This window comes from Roseibium sp. MMSF_3412 (assembly GCF_030733265.1).
Lineage (GTDB): Bacteria > Pseudomonadota > Alphaproteobacteria > Rhizobiales > Stappiaceae > Roseibium.
The window spans coordinates 17,783-35,148 of record NZ_JASHJI010000025.1 but is presented as its reverse complement, the minus strand read 5'-3'; the positions used below and the strand labels follow the sequence as shown (position 1 = coordinate 35,148).

At 59.9% G+C, this 17,366-nt stretch carries 16 protein-coding genes; 11 read left to right on the top strand and 5 right to left on the bottom strand.

Annotated features, from left to right (window positions below; all coding sequences use genetic code 11):
- The first annotated feature begins 40 nt into the window (after positions 1-40).
- From RBB49_RS27480 to RBB49_RS27440, 9 genes are all read left to right on the top strand, one after another.
- On the top strand, positions 41-1,579 hold the full coding sequence (locus RBB49_RS27480; protein ID WP_306146170.1) for an arylsulfatase: 1,539 nt from the start codon (positions 41-43) through the stop codon (positions 1,577-1,579).
- 293 nt (positions 1,580-1,872) lie between these two features.
- Positions 1,873-3,441 (top strand): ABC transporter substrate-binding protein, encoded by a 1,569-nt coding sequence (locus RBB49_RS27475; protein WP_306146169.1) that lies wholly within the window; start codon positions 1,873-1,875, stop codon positions 3,439-3,441.
- On the top strand, positions 3,431-4,234 hold the full coding sequence (locus RBB49_RS27470) for an ATP-binding cassette domain-containing protein (protein WP_306146168.1): 804 nt from the start codon (positions 3,431-3,433) through the stop codon (positions 4,232-4,234). The genes RBB49_RS27475 and RBB49_RS27470 overlap by 11 nt, the downstream gene beginning before the upstream one ends.
- Positions 4,235-4,240: 6 nt before the next feature.
- The gene (locus tag RBB49_RS27465) at positions 4,241-5,044 is read left to right on the top strand and encodes an ABC transporter ATP-binding protein (protein WP_306146167.1); all 804 of its coding nucleotides are present in this window, start codon (positions 4,241-4,243) and stop codon (positions 5,042-5,044) included.
- On the top strand, positions 5,041-6,048 hold the full coding sequence (locus tag RBB49_RS27460; protein ID WP_306146166.1) for an ABC transporter permease: 1,008 nt from the start codon (positions 5,041-5,043) through the stop codon (positions 6,046-6,048). Before RBB49_RS27465 ends, RBB49_RS27460 begins: the two co-directional genes overlap by 4 nt.
- A complete protein-coding gene (locus RBB49_RS27455) occupies positions 6,045-6,917 on the top strand; it encodes an ABC transporter permease (RefSeq protein WP_306146165.1) in 873 nt (290 codons plus the stop codon). Before RBB49_RS27460 ends, RBB49_RS27455 begins: the two co-directional genes overlap by 4 nt.
- 9 nt (positions 6,918-6,926) lie before the next feature.
- Positions 6,927-7,814 (top strand): DMT family transporter, encoded by an 888-nt coding sequence (locus RBB49_RS27450; RefSeq protein ID WP_306146164.1) that lies wholly within the window; start codon positions 6,927-6,929, stop codon positions 7,812-7,814.
- A gap of 88 nt (positions 7,815-7,902) precedes the next feature.
- Positions 7,903-9,720, top strand: coding sequence for an SLC13 family permease (locus RBB49_RS27445; RefSeq protein WP_306146163.1), 1,818 nt, complete (start codon positions 7,903-7,905; stop codon positions 9,718-9,720).
- A gap of 146 nt (positions 9,721-9,866) precedes the next feature.
- Complete coding sequence (locus RBB49_RS27440) at positions 9,867-11,474, top strand: FAD-dependent monooxygenase (RefSeq protein WP_306146162.1); 1,608 nt, start codon at positions 9,867-9,869, stop codon at positions 11,472-11,474.
- Positions 11,475-11,570: 96 nt separating this feature from the next.
- Here the strand turns inward: RBB49_RS27440 and RBB49_RS27435 are convergent, their stop codons facing one another.
- The gene (locus RBB49_RS27435; RefSeq protein ID WP_306146161.1) at positions 11,571-12,281 is read right to left on the bottom strand and encodes a DUF1287 domain-containing protein; all 711 of its coding nucleotides are present in this window, start codon (positions 12,279-12,281) and stop codon (positions 11,571-11,573) included.
- Positions 12,282-12,495: 214 nt separating this feature from the next.
- On the opposite strand from RBB49_RS27435, the gene RBB49_RS27430 reads away from it, so the two are divergent.
- Positions 12,496-12,915, top strand: a complete 420-nt coding sequence (locus RBB49_RS27430; protein WP_306146160.1) for a nuclear transport factor 2 family protein — start codon at positions 12,496-12,498, stop codon at positions 12,913-12,915.
- Between the two features lie 131 nt (positions 12,916-13,046).
- On the opposite strand, the gene RBB49_RS27425 is transcribed toward RBB49_RS27430, so the two are convergent.
- The gene (locus RBB49_RS27425; RefSeq protein ID WP_306146159.1) at positions 13,047-13,640 is read right to left on the bottom strand and encodes a TetR/AcrR family transcriptional regulator; all 594 of its coding nucleotides are present in this window, start codon (positions 13,638-13,640) and stop codon (positions 13,047-13,049) included.
- Between the two features lie 121 nt (positions 13,641-13,761).
- Between RBB49_RS27425 and RBB49_RS27420 the strand changes: the two genes are divergently transcribed.
- Positions 13,762-14,190, top strand: a complete 429-nt coding sequence (locus tag RBB49_RS27420; protein WP_306146158.1) for a VOC family protein — start codon at positions 13,762-13,764, stop codon at positions 14,188-14,190.
- Positions 14,191-14,274: 84 nt separating this feature from the next.
- Here RBB49_RS27420 and RBB49_RS27415 read toward each other — a convergent pair whose 3' ends face one another.
- The 3 genes from RBB49_RS27415 to RBB49_RS27405 form a co-directional block, all read right to left on the bottom strand.
- The gene (locus RBB49_RS27415) at positions 14,275-14,769 is read right to left on the bottom strand and encodes a hypothetical protein (protein WP_306146157.1); all 495 of its coding nucleotides are present in this window, start codon (positions 14,767-14,769) and stop codon (positions 14,275-14,277) included.
- Positions 14,770-14,938: 169 nt separating this feature from the next.
- The gene (locus RBB49_RS27410) at positions 14,939-16,390 is read right to left on the bottom strand and encodes a hypothetical protein (RefSeq protein WP_306146156.1); all 1,452 of its coding nucleotides are present in this window, start codon (positions 16,388-16,390) and stop codon (positions 14,939-14,941) included.
- Positions 16,391-16,427: 37 nt separating this feature from the next.
- A complete protein-coding gene (locus RBB49_RS27405; protein WP_306146155.1) occupies positions 16,428-17,363 on the bottom strand; it encodes a DUF6384 family protein in 936 nt (311 codons plus the stop codon).
- Positions 17,364-17,366: the final 3 nt, after the last annotated feature.

The following is a 17,366-nucleotide window of genomic DNA, read 5'->3' as shown; positions in this document are numbered from 1 at the left end:
TAGCGCTAGTTTTTTCAATTTTATCAGGGAGGATCAATTCATGCTGAAAAGACTGTTGGTTGCGGCCATTGCGGCCTCACTGCCAGGTCTTGCCATTGCCCAGGACGCTGCCAAGCCGAATGTGCTTGTGATCTGGGGCGATGACATCGGCCAGTTCAACATCAGCGCGATCAATCGCGGCATGATGGGTTACAGGACGCCCAATATCGACAGGATCGCTGCCGAAGGCGCTTATTTCACCGACTGGTACGGTCAGCAAAGCTGCACCGCCGGGCGGGCGGCCTTCATCACCGGACAGTCGCCGATGCGGACCGGATTGACCAAGGTTGGTCTGCCCGGTGCACCGGAGGGCATGAAGATCGAGGATCCGACGATTGCCGGTCTGCTCAAGAACCACGGTTACGTCACCGGTCAGTTCGGCAAGAACCACCTTGGCGACCGGGACGAAATGCTGCCGACGAACCACGGTTTCGACGAGTTCTTCGGAAATCTCTATCACCTGAACGCGGAAGAGGAACCGGAACATCCGGACTACCCCAAGGATCCTGCATTTCGTGAAAAATTCGGCCCCCGCGGGGTCATCAAATCCAGTGCGGATGGGACCATCGAAGACACCGGGCCGCTCACCCGCAAACGCATGGAAACCGTTGATGAGGAAGTCACGAGCGGCGCGCTCGACTTCATGCAGCGTGCCGTCGACCAGGACAAGCCCTTTTTCCTTTGGTGGAATTCGACACGGATGCACATCTTCACCCATCTGAAGGACGAAAGCGAGGGTGTGACCGGCTATGGCATCTACGCAGACGGCATGGTGGAACATGACGGCCATGTGGGCCAGTTGCTCGACAAGCTTGAGGAACTGGGCATCGCCGACAACACCATCGTGATGTATTCCTCCGACAACGGCGCGGAAACATTCACGTGGCCGGATGGCGGCACGACAATGTTCAAGGGCGAGAAGAACACGCAATGGGAAGGCGGTTTCCGCGTTCCGACGCTGATCCGCTGGCCCGGAACGATCGACCCTGGAACCGTCGTCAACAACATTGGCGCGCATGAAGACATGCTGCCCACCATCCTTGCGGCTGCCGGCGATCCCGACATCAAGGCGCAGTTGCTTGAAGGCGGTGTGGAGGCCATCGGACGCAGCTACAAGGTTCACCTGGACGGCTACGATCTCGGACCAGCGCTGAGGGGAGAAGCGGACTGGCCGCGCGAAGAGTTCATCTACTGGACGGATGACGGATCGGTTGCAGCGTTGCGCTGGAACGACTGGAAGTTCACCTATCTCAAGCAGCATGCCGAAGGCTACAAGGTGTGGACGACACCCTTCGAGGTTTTGAGGGCGCCTTCGCTGACAAACCTGCGCATGGATCCGTTTGAACGGGCCGAAGCCGAGGACGCGATGGGGTATCAGCGCTGGTGGGTCGAACACATGTTCGTCTTCGCACCTGCCGGTGCCTATGTGGCCCAGTGGCTTTCCAGCTTCCAGGAATTCCCGCCACGTCAGAAACCGGGAAGCTTCAATCTTGATAACGTGATGGAAGCGATGACGGCCGGATCTCAGGGCAACCAGTAGTCGGCTCTGAGCCTATCTGCGGACTGACAACAGGGCGGCTGCGGTCGTCCTGTTGCTCTTGGGCATCCGGTCAACGAATGCAGCGAAATCTGCGAGCCCATTGACATCACGAACTCACCATTCTGTCGGGCACGTTCCGCGACCTCAAGGTTCGCGTAACAGGCTGATTTGATGTTGCCCTGGTGCCGGTTTGCAGCCAGCTCTCAGGCCACTTTTTTGCTTGTAATGTAATATTATAACATGTACCCAATGTTGCGTTCCACAGTCATGTTTTCCGTTTCCGGAGCTCAACCTTGTCAAATCAGAAAACCAGACCCTCCGTCGCCGCGCTGATGGGCATCGGCGCCCTTGCATTTGCCGCGTTTGCGATCCCCTCACTGCCCGTCCAGGCAGCAGAGAAAACCATGCGCATTGCCGTGCCGTTCGGACCGAAGAGCAGCGTGCCGGATCCAAGGGCCCGCCAGAACGGCTGGCTCAGCAATCGGGCGGGTGTCTCCGAGACACTGATCGGGCTCGGCTACGACATGACCATGCAGCCGCGTCTTGCGGAGACATTCCAGAACCTGTCTCCGACCGAATGGAAACTGACATTGCGCAACGACGTGAAGTTCCATGACGGCTCGGACATGATGGCGATGGACGTGAAGGCTTCCTTCGAGAAATTCGATGTCGAGGGGCATCCGGGCCACAACCCGCGCCTCTCCAGGCTGCTCGGTATCGAGAGCATCACGGTCGAAGATGACCACACACTCGTGTTCAAGACCAAGTCACCGAATTCGGCTTTCCTGTGGTCTCTGACAGAACCTTCCGCGGCCGTGTTGAAGGATGGAACGGATGACTTGCCGCTGATCGGAACCGGTCCGTTCGTGTTCGTGATGGCCGAACCGGACAAGACCTACCAGACACGGAAATTTGCCGACTACTGGGGCGGCGAACCGAAGCTGGACAGGATCGTGATGGATGCGCTGTCCGATCCGTCCGTTGCGGCCCTGGCACTGCAGGCCGGCGACGTCGACCTGGTGACCAACTATCCGGAGCCGGATTTCGCCGCTCTCAAGGAAAAAGGCGAGGGGCAGCTGTTCGCCAACCCGACCACACGTCTCTTCTTTTTCCAGGTCCGTACCGCTGATGGCCCTCTGGCCAATGACACGCTGCGCACGGCTGTTTCGCTCGGTCTTGATCGCGAGACGATCGTTGCCGCGTCCCTGAACGGTGTTGGCGGCGAAGTGGCGAACAGTCTCTTTCCTGCAAGCATGGCCTCCTGGGCCAATGGTGACCTGACGCTCGAATATGATCCGGAAAAGGCCATGGCACTTCTGGACGAAGCCGGGATCAAGGACACCAATGGCGATGGCAACCGGGAACTGGACGGCGAGGAAATCTCGCTGAAAATCCGGTCTTACGAGGGACGTGCCGCGTTGCGTCCGACCCTGGAGATCACACAGGCCCTGCTTCAGCAGATCGGCATCGGTGCTGAAATCGCCATGGGCGAGTACGACGCCAACAATGAAGCCCTGAAAGCCGGCCAGATCGACATGCACCTTCAGGCCTGGGGCACCGCTCCGCAGGGAGATCCCGACTACCTCCCGAGCACACTCGTGGAATCGGGGGTCGGGTACAATTTCTCCGGCTATTCCAACGCGGAACTGGACGGGCTTTTGAAAAAAGGCCGCGAGGATTTCGACGATGAGGTTCGCAAGGAACACTACGATCGCATCCAGGAAATCATCAACGCAGAACTGCCGCTGATCCCGGTCTTTCACAAAACACAGGTTTCGGTCGGAAACGGCAACGTGCAGGGCTACAACATCCACCCTGCAGAAACCTATCTCGTGACCCCGGATCTGACACTTGCCGAGTGATGAAACCGAACTGCTGAGGCTTGAGAACCTGTCGGCCCGTATCGGCCGGCAGGTGCTGTTGAATGACGTCAGCCTTCGTGTTTCACGCGGCGAATGCCTGGCGGTGGTGGGCGGTTCGGGGGCAGGGAAGTCCACACTCCTTCGCTGCCTGATGGGATTGACCCGTCCGGCAAAACCATTTGAGGGGCGCCTTTGTTTCAATGGCCAAAACATCGATTTCGCAGGGTCTGGCAGGATCAAGCGGCCACACGGGATCGGCTATGTTCCGCAGAATCCGAACCACGGGTTCGATCCGCTCAAGCGCCTTGACTGGCAGTGGAGGCAGGCGGCCCGGGTGGTGACCGGCCGCGCCGGGATTTCCGAAACACAGGCACGGCTTCTTGAAGAGCTTGGACTGAAACCGTTTGAAAGGCATTTTCCCCACGAATGGAGCCGCGGCATGCAGCAGCGTCTTCTCCTGGCCATGGCCTTGATGGGGGAGCCGCACCTGCTTGTTCTGGACGAGCCGACGTCGGCGCTCGACCCTCTGATTGCCGCCCAGGTTCTGCGCGCGGTGATGCGGCACGCCGAAAAGCTCGGTGTCGCGGTACTGATCGTCACGCACGACCTGTCGCTTGCGGCTCGCTATGCAAACCGTGCGGTGATCATGAACGCTGGCCGCGCGGTCGAGAGTGGTGAAACCGCCACTCTCTTGAAAGACCCGCAATCGGACTACGGCCGCCTGCTTGTGAAACACCGGGATTGGATGGCGCTTGAGGGTGCTCACACGTCACGGTCCATTGCCGCGGAATAATTTGACATGCTGCTTGTCGACAACCTTGAAATGGCGATCGGCGGGAAACCGATCCTTGACGACGTTTCTTTTGCCGTCGAGCAAGGGCAGACCTTGTGCATTGCTGGGGAGAGCGGGTCCGGAAAAAGCAGCCTTCTCAAGGCGATAAACGGTTTGATGCCAGCGCGGTTTGACAGGCTTTGTTTTCGTCCGCAGACCCATCGCGAGATAACGCACGAAGGCCAATGGCACGGAAAGCCCGGCCTCAGGGGCAGCCGCTGGGTGATGCAGGATCCGATTGCGGCCCTGAACCCGAAGCTGACGCTGGGCAGGTCGATCGGCGAGAGCATTTATTCAAAGAAGCCCAACGCGGCAGATCTCGCCAGTGCCACTGCTACCGCGCTTGCCGATGTCGAGCTGCCTCCCGCCATGGCGGAACGCAAGCCGTCCGAGGTTTCCCTTGGACAGGCCCAGCGCGCATGTCTTGCGCGAGCCCTGATCGCCCGGCCAACGCTCATCTTCTTCGACGAACCGCTCAGTGCGCTTGACGCGATTGTCCAGAAACAGATCGCGGCGACGATGAAACGCATCCAGGAACGGTACCGCATCACCTTCGTGATCGTGACCCATGATCTCGGTTTCGCGGCGGCCTTTGCGGATCAGATGCTGGTGCTCCGCAACGGCAAGGTTGAAGCGTATCAACCGGCACAGTCCTTTTTCGAGGCACAGGCAAGCCGGTATTGCGTGGACCTTGTCGATGCGGCACGTGACTTGGGAAGTCTGCCGCAGGCTGCAGAAGGGGCCCGCAATCAAGCAGAGGTGTCATTGTGACCATAAGGACTTTTCGCCTGTCCGGGCCTCTCGGCTCACTTGCAAAACGGCTGTCCGGTCTGATGGCCGTTCTTTTCGGCGTCAGCTTCATCACTTTCACGATGACCTATTTCGCTCCCGGCGACAAAGCGGCGGCGATCGCGCATGCACGCTATCCGGAAACCCAGAGTTTCCCGCCGGAGATCCTGGAGGGTATTCGCGAGGAATTCTCGCTGAACGAGCCGTTCCTGGTCCAGTTTTTTCAATGGCTTTCGCGGTTTGTTCAAGGCGATTTCGGCAACTCCTTTGCCTCCAACGTTCCGGTCTGGGATGTCTTTGCCGCCAATATTACCGAGACGCTGACGCTGACCGCCGTCTCTTTGGTCATCGGTCTGGCAGCGGCGTTTTGTCTGAGCGCCGTTTCGGTCTGGCGTCCGGGCAGCCTCGCCGACCGGTTGGCCGTCGCGCTTGCCTCGATTGGTGCAGCGATGCCGAATTACTGGCTCGGGCTCCTGCTGATCCTGCTTTTCGCCGCCCATCTCAACTGGCTGCCGGCTTATGGCACAGGAACACCGGCGCACATCGTTCTGCCCGCAGTGACGCTCGCATTCTGGATCACCGCGTCGCAGACGCGTCTTCTGCGCGCGTTTTTCCTGGAAGCGAAATCGGCACCCTATATCGAAACACTCCGCTTGCGCGGCGTCAGCGAGAGCGAGATCTTCTGGCGTCACGTCATGCGCCATGCGGCCGTTCCGGCGCTCACCATGATCGGTCTGGACGTCGCCGCCCTGCTTGAGGGAACAGTGATCGTCGAATTGACTTTCGCGCGCGGCGGTGTCGGATCGTTGCTGGCCGGGGCTGTGCTGTCGCGGGACTACCCGATGATCCTGTTCCTGGTGATGTTCTTCGCCCTGGTCTATGTCCTGATCAATTCCCTAATTGAAATCATACAGGACGCACTCGATCCGAAAGCCAGCCTTTTGGGGGCTGCCGGTCCGGCAGTCGGCAAGGAGGCCCGGTTATGACGGTTGCGGAAAGTTCAGTTCTTGCCGAGCAGGTCGACCTGAAGCAAAGGCTGCAAAACCGCAGCCTGAAACGGTTTATCACAGGTGTTTGCGCCGTATTGGTTGTTCTGGGCGCGCTGGTCTGTGCAGGCTTTTTCCTTACCCCGTATGCGCCGAACACGCCGGACTTCCTGAACCGGCTTTCGCCTCCGTCGGTGGCGCACTGGTTCGGGACGGATCAGCTTGGCCGTGATGTTGCGACGCGGCTGCTTTACGGAGGGCTGTGGTCAGTCGGGCTGGCGCTTCTGATCACGGTGTTCGGTGCGATTGCCGGCACCATCATCGGTCTCGCGGCCGGCCATTTCGGCCGTGTTGCCGACGCCACCTTGATGCGCGTGACCGACAGTTTCTTCGCCTTCCCGGAACTGATCGCCGCCATCACCATTGCCGGTGTCCTCGGGCCGAGCACGGCAAACATGGTCCTGGCGCTTATCCTCGTCGGCTGGATGCGGTTTGCGCGCCTGGCACGCGGCCTGAGCGTGGACATTGCCCATCGCGACTTTGTCACCCAGGCCAAACTCAACGGTCTGCCGTCCCGGCTGATCCTCTGGCGTCACATTCTGCCGAATATCGGTCCGAGTCTGCTGGTTTTGTGGACCAATTCCTGGTCGCGGACCATTCTGTCGATCTCCGGTTTGAGCTTCCTGGGTTTTGGTGTACAGCCGCCAAATGCGGAGTGGGGCGCCATGCTGCTCGACGGCAAGGCCTATATGCAGACTGCACCGCATCTCATGATCTTTCCCGGCCTTGCAATCCTTGTTTCCGTGCTGGCCATCAACCTGACAGGGGATCGACTGCGCGACCTCCTCGGCAGCGGCAGCGCAACTTAGGACTAGAAAATGTCGATTGATTTCAAAGGTATCAGCCTGCGGGTGGGTGCCACGTTCTTTTTCACGCTGATGGTGCTTTTCATCAAGTGGCTCTCCGACGAGATACCCGTCGGACAGGTCGTGTTTTTCCGAAGCGCATTTGCTCTGATCCCGCTTGTCCTGTTCCTGATGTGGACACGCGATTTTCCATCCGGGCTCAGCACGAAACGGCCGGGCGGGCATGTGGCTCGGTGCTTCCTGGGCTGTCTTGCCATGTTTGCCAGTTTTGCGAGCCTGAAGTACCTGCCGCTGTCTCACGCGTCGATCATCGGCTACATGGCACCGATCCTTGCCGTCGTGCTGGCCGGGTTCCTGCTGAAGGAAAGCGTCAGCGCCGCGCGCTGGTTCGGCGTTCTGTTCGGATTTCTCGGGATGCTGGTGCTGGTCCTGCCGACAGCGTCAAGCGCAGATGTCGACGTGACTTACCTGACGGGTGTCGGTCTGGCTTTGGCGATGGCGATCCTGACCGCAGGCGCCAAGATCCAGATCAGGAGCCTTGCGTTGACCGAGAACGCAGGCGCGATCGCGTTCTATTTTGCGCTGACCTGTACGCTTGCAGGACTTGCGACCCTGCCGTTCGACTGGGCAACACCGAGCTGGAACCAGCTCGGTCTTCTGGTCTGCACCGGCTTCGCGGGAGGGATCGCGCATATCATGATGACGCTGAGCTACCAGTATAGCGAAATATCGAAACTGGCCGCGTTCGAATACCTGGCGCTGGTCTTCGCGGTGATCGCCGATGCGCTTTTCTTCGACATTCTCCCCGGGCCCGCCTTCTATGCCGCGGCTGCCTGCATCATCTGTGCGACGCTCGTTGTGGCGCTGAAGGACAAGGCGCCAAAACCGTCAACGGCTTAGTGACTGTGGCAAATCAAGGCCCGTTTATACGCGCAGCGTCAGCGAAGTTCCTGATGTGCCTGCCAACAGGTGACGCTATAAAGACTTCATGACTTCAGATGCCGCTTTTGTTTTTGTTCTGATCGGGGTTGCCGCCGTCCTCATGGCGAGCAACCGTGTGCGCTATGACCTTGTTGCCCTGATGGTGGTTCTGGCGCTGGTTCTGGGGAATGTCCTCACCGTCGGCCAGGCCCTGTCCGGTTTCGGCAGTTCCGTGGTCATTCTGGTGGCCTGCCTGCTCGTTGTCGGCGAGATGCTGCAGCGGACCGGAGTGGCGCGGTCCGTTGGCGACCTGATCCTGAAACGGGGCGGGTCGAACGAAACCCGCCTCATGATCCTTTTGATGGTCAGCGCGGGCTTTCTCGGCAGCGTGATGAGTTCCACCGCCGTCGTGGCGATTTTCATTCCCATCGTCCTTCGCATTGCCGCGGAGACCGGGCTGGACAAGTCGCGCCTGCTTTTGCCCATGTCCTATGCGGCCCTGATCAGCGGCATGCTGACGCTGATAGCGACCACACCGAACCTTGTCGTCAGCGATGAACTCGTGGCGCAAGGCTATCAGGCGCTGGGCTTCTTTTCGTTTTTCCCGCTTGGCGTGATCATCCTGGCTGCAACGATTGCCTACATGCTTTTATGGGGCCGTCATCTGCTCGGGTCGCGCGAACCGGTCAAGACGACAAGGCGCAAGCGTCCGGCCCGCGCGGCGGCAGAACTCTGGACAACCTACCAGATCGGAGGCGAGGTCTACGACTACTGGATCGGCGGACCCGTCTCCATCGACGAAATTCGTGAATTCAGGGCAAAGGGAGTGAACTTCGTTGCACGCCGCCGCCGCGACCGCAACCGGGAACGGGAAACAGTCCTGTTTCGTGACGGGATGGAACTAAGGCGTGATGATCTGGTTCTCGTCAACGGGCCGCAGGAGGTGCTGGATGACATCGCCGCGCGGCCGGATTTTACCCGACGGTCCGCGCTGGGTGTCCGAGCAGAGGATTGGCAGGACAGCCTGGGCATTGCCGACGTCATGGTGCACCCGGAAGCGACGGTCATCGGCGAAAAACCGGAAGAAGCCCTCTCGCATGATGCGCGCGAACTGGACGCGCTCGGATTTCTGCGCGGCGGCGAACCGGTTGACGATGTCGAGGGAACACAGTTGAAGGCGGGCGACCGGCTCCTGGTGCTCGGTCCCTGGGACGAACTCGACACGCTCGTGGAACAGCGGGACGACTTCGTGCTGCTGGCCTATCCCAAAGAGCGGCAGGACGCGGTTCCAAATCTCCCGAAATACGGGGTTGCCGTCGGCATTCTGGGCGCGATGGTCGTCCTGAGCGCGCTCAACCTCGTTCCGGTCACCGTCGCCGTGCTGCTGGCAGCGCTTGCCGCGATCCTGTTCAGGACCATGAGCGCGGAAGACGCCTACGCATCCATCAACCTGCCGACCCTGGTCCTGATCGCCGGAATGCTGCCGCTGGCGAATGCGCTTGAGGTGACAGGCGGTTCAGGGCTGATTGTCGGCTTCCTGCTGGATGTGGTCGGGGAGGCCAACCCGAGCGTCATGGCCGGGGCCCTGTTCCTCCTGACCGCATTGCTTGGCCTGGTGCTTTCCAACACGGCCTCGGCGGTGCTGGTTGCGCCGATTGCGATCACGGCGGCAGAGACGATGCAGGTTTCGCCGTATCCCTTCGCAATCTCCGTGCTGATTGCCGCGTCTGCGGCCTTTTCCACGCCTGTCTCGACACCGGTTGTCACGCTGGTCGTCACCCCGGGCGGATATGCCTTTTCCGACTTTCTCAAGCTGGGCGTTCCGCTCACGATCCTGACCGGCATCATCACGGTTCTCACCGCACCGCTGTTTTTCCCGTATTGAAGCGAGGCAAGGCCTGCAACAGTGTCCCGGCAGTCTGATTGCCGGGTGGAAGAAGTTGAGCCTGTTGTCCGACCCGGTTAGCCTTGGCATGGCTTTCGGTCTGTCGCAGTCCGCAGGGCAATCGGTAGCGTGTGGGAGAATGCACCATGGACAAGGTCTTGGTTGTCGGTGGGAGAACGACGGGGCTGATGATGGCATCGGAACTGGCAAGGCGCGGTATCCCGGTGCGATGTATCGACAAGTCTCCCGGTATCGACCCGCATGTGCGCGCGAATCTGCTGCATTCGCGTACGCTGGAAATCCTTCAGGGCCTCGGGCTCGATGAGAAAGTAACGCTCGGTTCCGTTGCCGAGATAGGGTTTGTCTTCTACCGGAACGGGGAGCGCGTGGGGGAAAGCCCGCATGCACCGATCGATTCTCCGTTTCCGTACGGCATGTCACAATCGCAGGCGCATACCGAAGCCACTCTTGAATCACATCTGGAGACCCTTGGGGGCAAGGTTGAGCGCGATGTCTCACTGACTGCCCTGATCCAGGACGACGCCGGTGTGAACGTGACCCTGCAACATGGCGGCGGGGGGGAAGAGACTGCGCGCTACCAGTGGGTGATCGCCTGCGACGGTGCCCACAGCACCGTGCGCCACCATCTCGACGAAGCGTTTCCGGGCGACGCCGATGACATTCCATATGTCCTTGGTGATGTTTTGATCGATGGTGACGAAGACCTGGAACCCGACAAGGGGCATGTCTTTTTCCATGACGATGGGGTCTTGTTCGCTTTCACCAGACTACCGGAAAACAGACATTTCCTCGTCGCCAGTCTTGCGCAGGAAGCCGGCACGGACGGCGAGCCGACACTCGAGCAGCTGCAGACCATCGTTTCGCAAAGGGCCGGGGCCTCCCTGCGATTGCGCGATCCGCACTGGCTCGGTTTCTTCCGGATCAACTACCGTCTTGTTCCACGCTACCGGCAGGACAGGATCTTTCTGGCGGGTGATGCCGCCCACATCCACAGTCTTCTGGCAGGGCAGGGCATGAATACGGGGATCCAGGACGCCCACAACCTGGCCTGGAAACTGGCGCAGGCCGTCAGGGGCAGCGCATCCGCCGATTTGCTGGACACATACGAAGCAGAGCGGAGAATTGTTGCCGCGGAGGTCATTGAAACAACACGGAAAATTACGCAGGTAATGGAGAGCTACGCCGAACTCCCGCCGGGCGATCGGGAAACCTTCATTTCGCACCTTTACACTCCGGACGCTGCGCGTCTGGACGCCGCGCGCCACTTGCAGGAAGTCGATCTCGACTACAGTGCCAGCCCGCTCAGCGTTTCGCCTGCCGATATCTTTCAGAGCGGCCCCGGGCCCGGACTGCGTGCTCCCGATGCAACGGATCTGGTTTACAACGGGCAGCCGACGAGCCTGTTCAGGCTGCCCGCGGATGATCAATTCAGACTGTTCTTCTTTTGCGGCGCTTCGGATGGCCCGGCCGTCGAGGCGGTCCGGAAGGCAGCGGATGCGGCCAGGGATCTGGCCCGGTGGCTGAAGCCTTACATTGTGGCAGCCGAAGAGACAGGCAGCGCATTTCCGGGCCATGCCGTGATCATCGACCAAAAGCGCAACATGCACCGCATCTACGGAGCGGACCTTCCCTGCATCTATCTGGTTCGTCCGGATGGATATGTGGCCTATCGCAGCTCGGACCTGGCCAGCGCCGGTACCTATTTCGAGCAAACCGGACTGACCGTCGGATAACGGCGTGGAGCGTGCCGGGGCATCGCGCAGCCGTTCGTTGAAACCGGCGCGTCGCAAATCAGGGTGGTATCAGGTGCTCTGACCGGATACGTGATCTCAGCTGCTGACACCAGGCCGGAACCGGTAGTGGCCCGTTATCGGGAAATCGAAAAGGCGGTCTTCCAGGCGCGTTCCCGCTCCGATGTTGTGAATGACAAGCGGCCGTTTCCCATCCTGTGACCGGTAGTGGGTCACGATCGCAATATGCGGCAGGTTGCCCGGCAGCATCTGGGAGACAAGGTCACCGGGAAGGTAGACCGATGGATCGTCACTCACCGACAGCGACGCCGCCTTGCGTTCAAAGAAGGCCCTGAGGTTTGGAACGCGGCGGTGATCGATGTTCCTGTCCGGGCGCCTTAGCCCCCAGTTCTTCGGATAGGCGTTGAAATCGCGCTTCATGTCCGCATTGACTTCTTCCTGCAGGTCGAAGCCGAAGGCATCGCGATAGGCACGGATGACAACGTCGGTGCATACACCCCTTTCACGGGGAAGATCGCCGTTTGGGAAGGTCAGGCCCACATAGGCGGGGTCGTAGATAACCGTGACGCCAATCTGGTCTTCGGCGGCTGAAATCAGCTTTTCCGCCCAGGGTTCGGCTTCCAGTGGGTCACGCTGAAAATTTATCCGGACAAGCGGCTCCCTGCTGTGTGCGATTGCGTCTTGCGCGATCTGCAGGCCGGCTTCCAGTTGTCCCGGTATCATGGCTGCCGCTGCCAGGCCACCGCCGGCCACACATCCCGCCCCGATCAGAAACTCTCTGCGCTTCATCCGCCATCCATTTTTCTCGCCCGCAATTGAAATAAGCGGATTCTGAGTCAGGAATGGGGCGGGCAGGCATATTTGTGGGTTTGGCCTGCCTGCCGTCTTCTTCAGTGGTGACGTAGAGAGAGAAAAGGCGTGTGAAATCTATCTTGGGTTGCGTGCTTTATGTATATTTCACGCTGGCAAGATTTCTGCTTTATCTGATGGGGAGGTGAGCAACATGGCTACTGCTGACAATTTGAATGCGCTGAAACGTTGTTACGAGCTCTGGAACGAGACCAAGGGCGAAAGCGTCGATGCATGGCTGAACCTTTTTGACGACACGGTAGACTTCCGGTCCCTCGCGATGGCGCGGGACCCGAGCGTCGATTTCACCAAACCCTGCTGCAGCAAGACCGAGGTGATCCAGTATCTTTCAGGCCTGAAAGCCGACTGGGCGATGGAGCATTACACGATCGATGAATATGTGGTCGACGGCGACCGGATCTGTGCCTATGGCTCAACCGCCTGGACAAACAGGAAAACCGGCACGTTGCTGGATACACCGAAACTGGATTTCGTGAAGTTCAAGGACGGAAAAATCGTTTTCTTCTACGAGTTTTACGATACCGCAGGGCTGATATCCGCAGCACGCGCGTGAGACGCTGCCTGTGAGCACCGCGCGCGACTTTTCAGGCTCTATGCTGGACGGAAACCGTATTGAGGAGGCGGCGGACCGCGGACGTTTCCGGGTCGCTTCCGATTGTCAAAGCCTCTTGATACGCGCGTGCGTCAGACCTTGAGCATGCCTTCAAGCAGCCGCCGCGTGGCCTTTTCATAGGCCTCGCGATCCTCGCCATTGGCAATTGCCAGTGCGGCCCTGTCGAAGGCTGAAGACAGCAGATCGGCGAGGGGTTCCAGCGGAACATCCTTGAATGCGCCATGATCTGCCGCGTGCTGCAGTCCCTGAAGGATCGTCGCGCCGCCGGTTTCGCGGTCGATCGCGGCCATTTCCTCAACCCCCAGAACGGCGGGTCCTTCAAGCAGAAGGATCCGCGCTCGTCCCGGGTGGGACATTGCAGAGAAATAGGCCTTTGCGCCTGCCATGAAGGCATCGAGCGGTGACTGGCCCGTATCCGTATCCGCATCGATTTCCGCCGCAACGGCGCGGGATTCCTGATGCACCAGCGCGCGCATGAGATCCGCCTTGTCCCTGAAGTGGTGATAGAGCGCACCTCTGGTTACCGCAGCCTGTTTCACGATTTCCGGCGTCGCGGTTTCCGCATAACCCTTGTCCACGATCAGCCGTCTTGCCGCATCCAGCAGGGCGGATCTTGTTTCCGCACGGCGTTCGGCCTGCGTGCGGCGTGATTTTTCCTCTTGCATACATGCAGCCTGTATGTTTATGTATCTTACAAACATACTGTATGTTTTTTTGTTGCGCCTGAAAAGCCCTTCTGGAAGGAAATCGGGTGTGTTTGTCGCTGATGAAGAGATGGAGGATGCTATGAAATCGACTCAATACTACCCCGTTCTGATGACGGACGATGTCAGAGGTACGACTGCCTTTTACAAGGAACACTTCAGGTTCAAGGCGGTCTTTGAAGCCGACTGGTATGTCCATCTCCAGTCAGAGGAGGACGACAAGGTGAACCTTGCGGTGATGGACAAGACCCATGAAACCATCCCGGCAAGCGGCCGCGGCAAGGGAGCAGGGGGGCTGTTGCTCAACTTTGAAGTGGAGGACGTCGATACGATCTACGAGGCGCTCAGGCAAAAAGGACTGCCAATGCTTCTGGAGCTCCGGGATGAGCCATTCGGCCAGCGCCATTTCATTACGCAGGACCCCAATGGCGTCATGATCGATGTCATCAAGCCGATCCCGCCAAGCGCGGAGTTTCTCGCGCAGTTCGCCCCGGAAGCCGTCCCCGTCTGATCGGGGGCACGCGTCCTTGCTGTCAGCCCGTGCGGGCCGTCCGCTCATAAATCTGAATGCGATATAGGTATGCAGGCTGCCCGGTCAGGAGGCGACTGGCGGGCAGCTGCTGCTCTGCTCAGCGCGCGATTTCAGGCCCTGAAGGCTTTGCATCGTGTTGGGGTCGCCGGGCAGCACGAAGCTCTGCTCCAGTGCTGTGCGGACGTTGTTGATGACGGCAAGGTCCTGTACCGCAAGCGTCTGACACTGCGTCCCGGTAAAGCGAACGCGGATGCGAATGACCCTGTCGCCATTGTCCGAGGGACCGAATTCGCTGTCGAGCGTCGGATTCTCGCCCGCCATGGGCCGTTCCAGAATGACCATGTTCGGCTGATCCTGAAGGACAGCCGTTCCTCTTTCCCTGGCGCTGGAAACGAGTGCCGCGCGGACCGTTCCCGGATCGGCACCGATGTTGACGCTCTGCGCACCGGCAGGCACATCCAGCCGGGGCTGGTTGCCGAGAGAAGCCGACTGGTTGGACGAGGACTGGCAAGCGGCGAGAAAAAGGGCGCAAAGGCTGAAGATGACGGGGTGTCGCATTGAGCAGTCCAAAATCCAGAAGATGTGTTTCAACAGGTGATCTCACCTGTTTCTAGTCCATGTCGCGTCCCTGATACAACTGTACTGTGAGATTCTCACGTTTCCTTGTTTCAGGCAAAGAAGCAAAGCACGCGGTGACCTTCTTGGCCCGGCACCGGCTGCGCTCCAGCTAGAACTGGTCACCGGTCTTGAAGCCGCCGCCGCCGAAGCTGCCGCCGCGTTTGAATCCGCCGCCACCGAAACCGCCGCTCTTGCCGGACCTGCGCCGCGAGCGGCCGAAACCGCCCATCGATTTCGGCAAGCCGCTGCCATTCGGAAACGCCACCTTGCGGCCGCGCGGCTTGCGCCGCTTGTGCGATCTTTCTGCGCGGGCCCAATAGTCTGCGCCGGTTATGGCACCCTTGACGAGTTCGCCCAGCAGAACCGTGGTCAGCTTGTCGTCGGAAAAGGTCGATTCCCAGCTGCCGTAGCCTTTGGACCGGAAGCGCTTGATCACGTCGGCGAGTTCCGCACGCCGGCGGCCGATATCACGCTGCAACTCCCGATCCTGACGAATTTCCCGTGCGACCTGTTCGACACGCTCCCTGAAGTCTTCGATACGTTGCACGATCTTTTCATCTTCGGGCGAGGGCGTATCGATGGCGGCGCGCCAGAGATCGTTCAGGTCATCGGACTTGAGCGACACCGACAGATGCTCCTCGGCCTTTTGAAAATCGGCATCTTCACCACCGGAGAACTCGGCAAGCGCGCCTGACAGCGTGTCGATCTGCTGCTCCAGCTTTTCGATATCGGCATCGATCTGCTCGATCTCGTCGCTATAGGCTTCAATCGAGCCGACGAGGTCGGTACCGGCCGCGTCGGTCATGGCATTGCGGCTGAACTCGGCGAGCTTTTCCTCTTCTTCTTCCGCAATCTCCGCGCAGCGTTCCGCGTGCCTTGCCATCCGGTCCGGAATGCCGGTGAGCATGGCGTAGTTCGCACGGGCATCGTCATAGCGGATCAGACCCGCGACCCAATGGTCCAGCGAACGGGAGAGGCCGCGATAGGTGTAGTCCTGGGTGCCGTAACCGCGCTCCCAGAGATAGACGAAGAGCGGGTCGGCGTCATAGGCCTTGCCCTTGCTGTCCCGGTCCTGTTCCGATGTTCTGGCCTTGTCGGCAGCAGCTTCGGCGGTCGCGATCGCCTGTTCCGTCGCCTCGCGCTGTGCCAGGTAGGCGCTGTCGTTCTCCAGACGGCCGTCAACGGCGTCCATCAACTCGTCCATCTGGTTCTCCGCCAGATCGCGCGCCTCGTCCAGTTCCTGGCGTTTCTTCAGTTTCTGATTGCGCTCCGTTTCGCTCTGGCGCAATTGCTCGCTCAGGACCTTGTAGTCATCGTTGCGCTTGTCGAGCAGACGCCTGGCCTCGCGTGCGGCGCTGTCCAGGCGCGTGTTCAGGGTTCCGGCGGCGTCGGTGTCGAGCCGGAAACGGGCAAGATCGCGATAGGCCTCGCTCTGCCGTTCCTGAAGGTCGGTGACGGCGCGCGTGGAGCGTTCGATACGCTTGCTCAGCTCGGCTTCCTCACGCCTGAGGTCCGCCATCGAGTGCTCGATGGTGCCCAGTGTCTGCCGCCCGGTCAGCATTGGAAAGCCTCCGAGGCCTGGGTCGAAGAAAGCGCCGCTACCATTTGGTTATCGCTCCGTCCTGCACTCCGCTGTTCCAGTTGATGTCCAACTCTCCGCGCCGCTTCTGGCCAAGAACACCCTTTTGAACGATGCCGTCTTCCAGCTTGTCTCGGCGCACGGCGTCGTAGATGTTCTCCGAGACGCGCTGCCCCCATTTGGTCACGCGTTCTGCGCTCCCGCTTTCTTCCGACTGGATGGATTGCTCAACAACATTGCCATCCGGGTCGACCGCCTCGACAACGATGTAGAAGTTCTCGGTGTTCGGGTTCGCTTCCGGGATCCGGGTCAGCCCGGTCGGTTCGCCCTCGCGAGAGACGATCTGAACTTCGAACACCTGCTGCAGCCGCGCAGCGAGATCACGCAGATCCTGTTCCGCCTTGAATGCAGCCTCGTTTTTACCGTCCTGAAGCGCCAGGCGGCCGTCTTCGGCAAGGGTCGCAGCAGTCGCCTCCACACCGGTGTCTTCGGTCAGGGCGTCGATGCGCCCGACCAGTTCGGTATAGGCCGAAGGCAGTGCTTCCAGGCGTGCCGTGAGTTCTGCCTCCGCGCGCTGTTTCGGCATGACAATGAAAAAGTACCAGGCGACGACCGCAACGAGGAGCACCGCGCAGGCTCCCGCAAGCCACTTGGACCATGTGCCCCTGGATATGTAGACCATGGCCAGCGTGCGCTGGAACCCGGTCTTGGGTGGTGAGTAGACGAAGCGGTCACGTTTGAGGTCTTCCACACCGGCTTTGAGAATGTGGTCGGGAACCTCGATCCCTTGCGAGGCATAGACCTGCCGCAGCCTGTCCACCATCGCGGCATCGCGGTCGTCCGCCTTCAGTTCGCGCGCGACCTGGCTTTCTTCGTGGCGCAGTGTGTCAACGACATCCATGACCATCATGAGGTCGTCGAGCGGCGCGTCGGATTTATCTGCCCTGCTAGCCATCAG

Coding starts and splice junctions, on each gene's coding strand:
- RBB49_RS27480 (WP_306146170.1), top strand. CDS start 41: ATGCTGAAAAGACTGTTGGTTGCGGCCATTGCGGCCTCACTGCCAGGT.
- RBB49_RS27465 (WP_306146167.1), top strand. CDS start 4,241: ATGCTGCTTGTCGACAACCTTGAAATGGCGATCGGCGGGAAACCGATC.
- RBB49_RS27455 (WP_306146165.1), top strand. CDS start 6,045: ATGACGGTTGCGGAAAGTTCAGTTCTTGCCGAGCAGGTCGACCTGAAG.
- RBB49_RS27450 (WP_306146164.1), top strand. CDS start 6,927: ATGTCGATTGATTTCAAAGGTATCAGCCTGCGGGTGGGTGCCACGTTC.
- RBB49_RS27445 (WP_306146163.1), top strand. CDS start 7,903: ATGACTTCAGATGCCGCTTTTGTTTTTGTTCTGATCGGGGTTGCCGCC.
- RBB49_RS27440 (WP_306146162.1), top strand. CDS start 9,867: ATGGACAAGGTCTTGGTTGTCGGTGGGAGAACGACGGGGCTGATGATG.
- RBB49_RS27435 (WP_306146161.1), bottom strand. CDS start 12,281: ATGAAGCGCAGAGAGTTTCTGATCGGGGCGGGATGTGTGGCCGGCGGT.
- RBB49_RS27430 (WP_306146160.1), top strand. CDS start 12,496: ATGGCTACTGCTGACAATTTGAATGCGCTGAAACGTTGTTACGAGCTC.
- RBB49_RS27425 (WP_306146159.1), bottom strand. CDS start 13,640: ATGCAAGAGGAAAAATCACGCCGCACGCAGGCCGAACGCCGTGCGGAA.
- RBB49_RS27420 (WP_306146158.1), top strand. CDS start 13,762: ATGAAATCGACTCAATACTACCCCGTTCTGATGACGGACGATGTCAGA.
- RBB49_RS27415 (WP_306146157.1), bottom strand. CDS start 14,769: ATGCGACACCCCGTCATCTTCAGCCTTTGCGCCCTTTTTCTCGCCGCT.
- RBB49_RS27410 (WP_306146156.1), bottom strand. CDS start 16,390: ATGCTGACCGGGCGGCAGACACTGGGCACCATCGAGCACTCGATGGCG.
- RBB49_RS27405 (WP_306146155.1), bottom strand. CDS start 17,363: ATGGCTAGCAGGGCAGATAAATCCGACGCGCCGCTCGACGACCTCATG.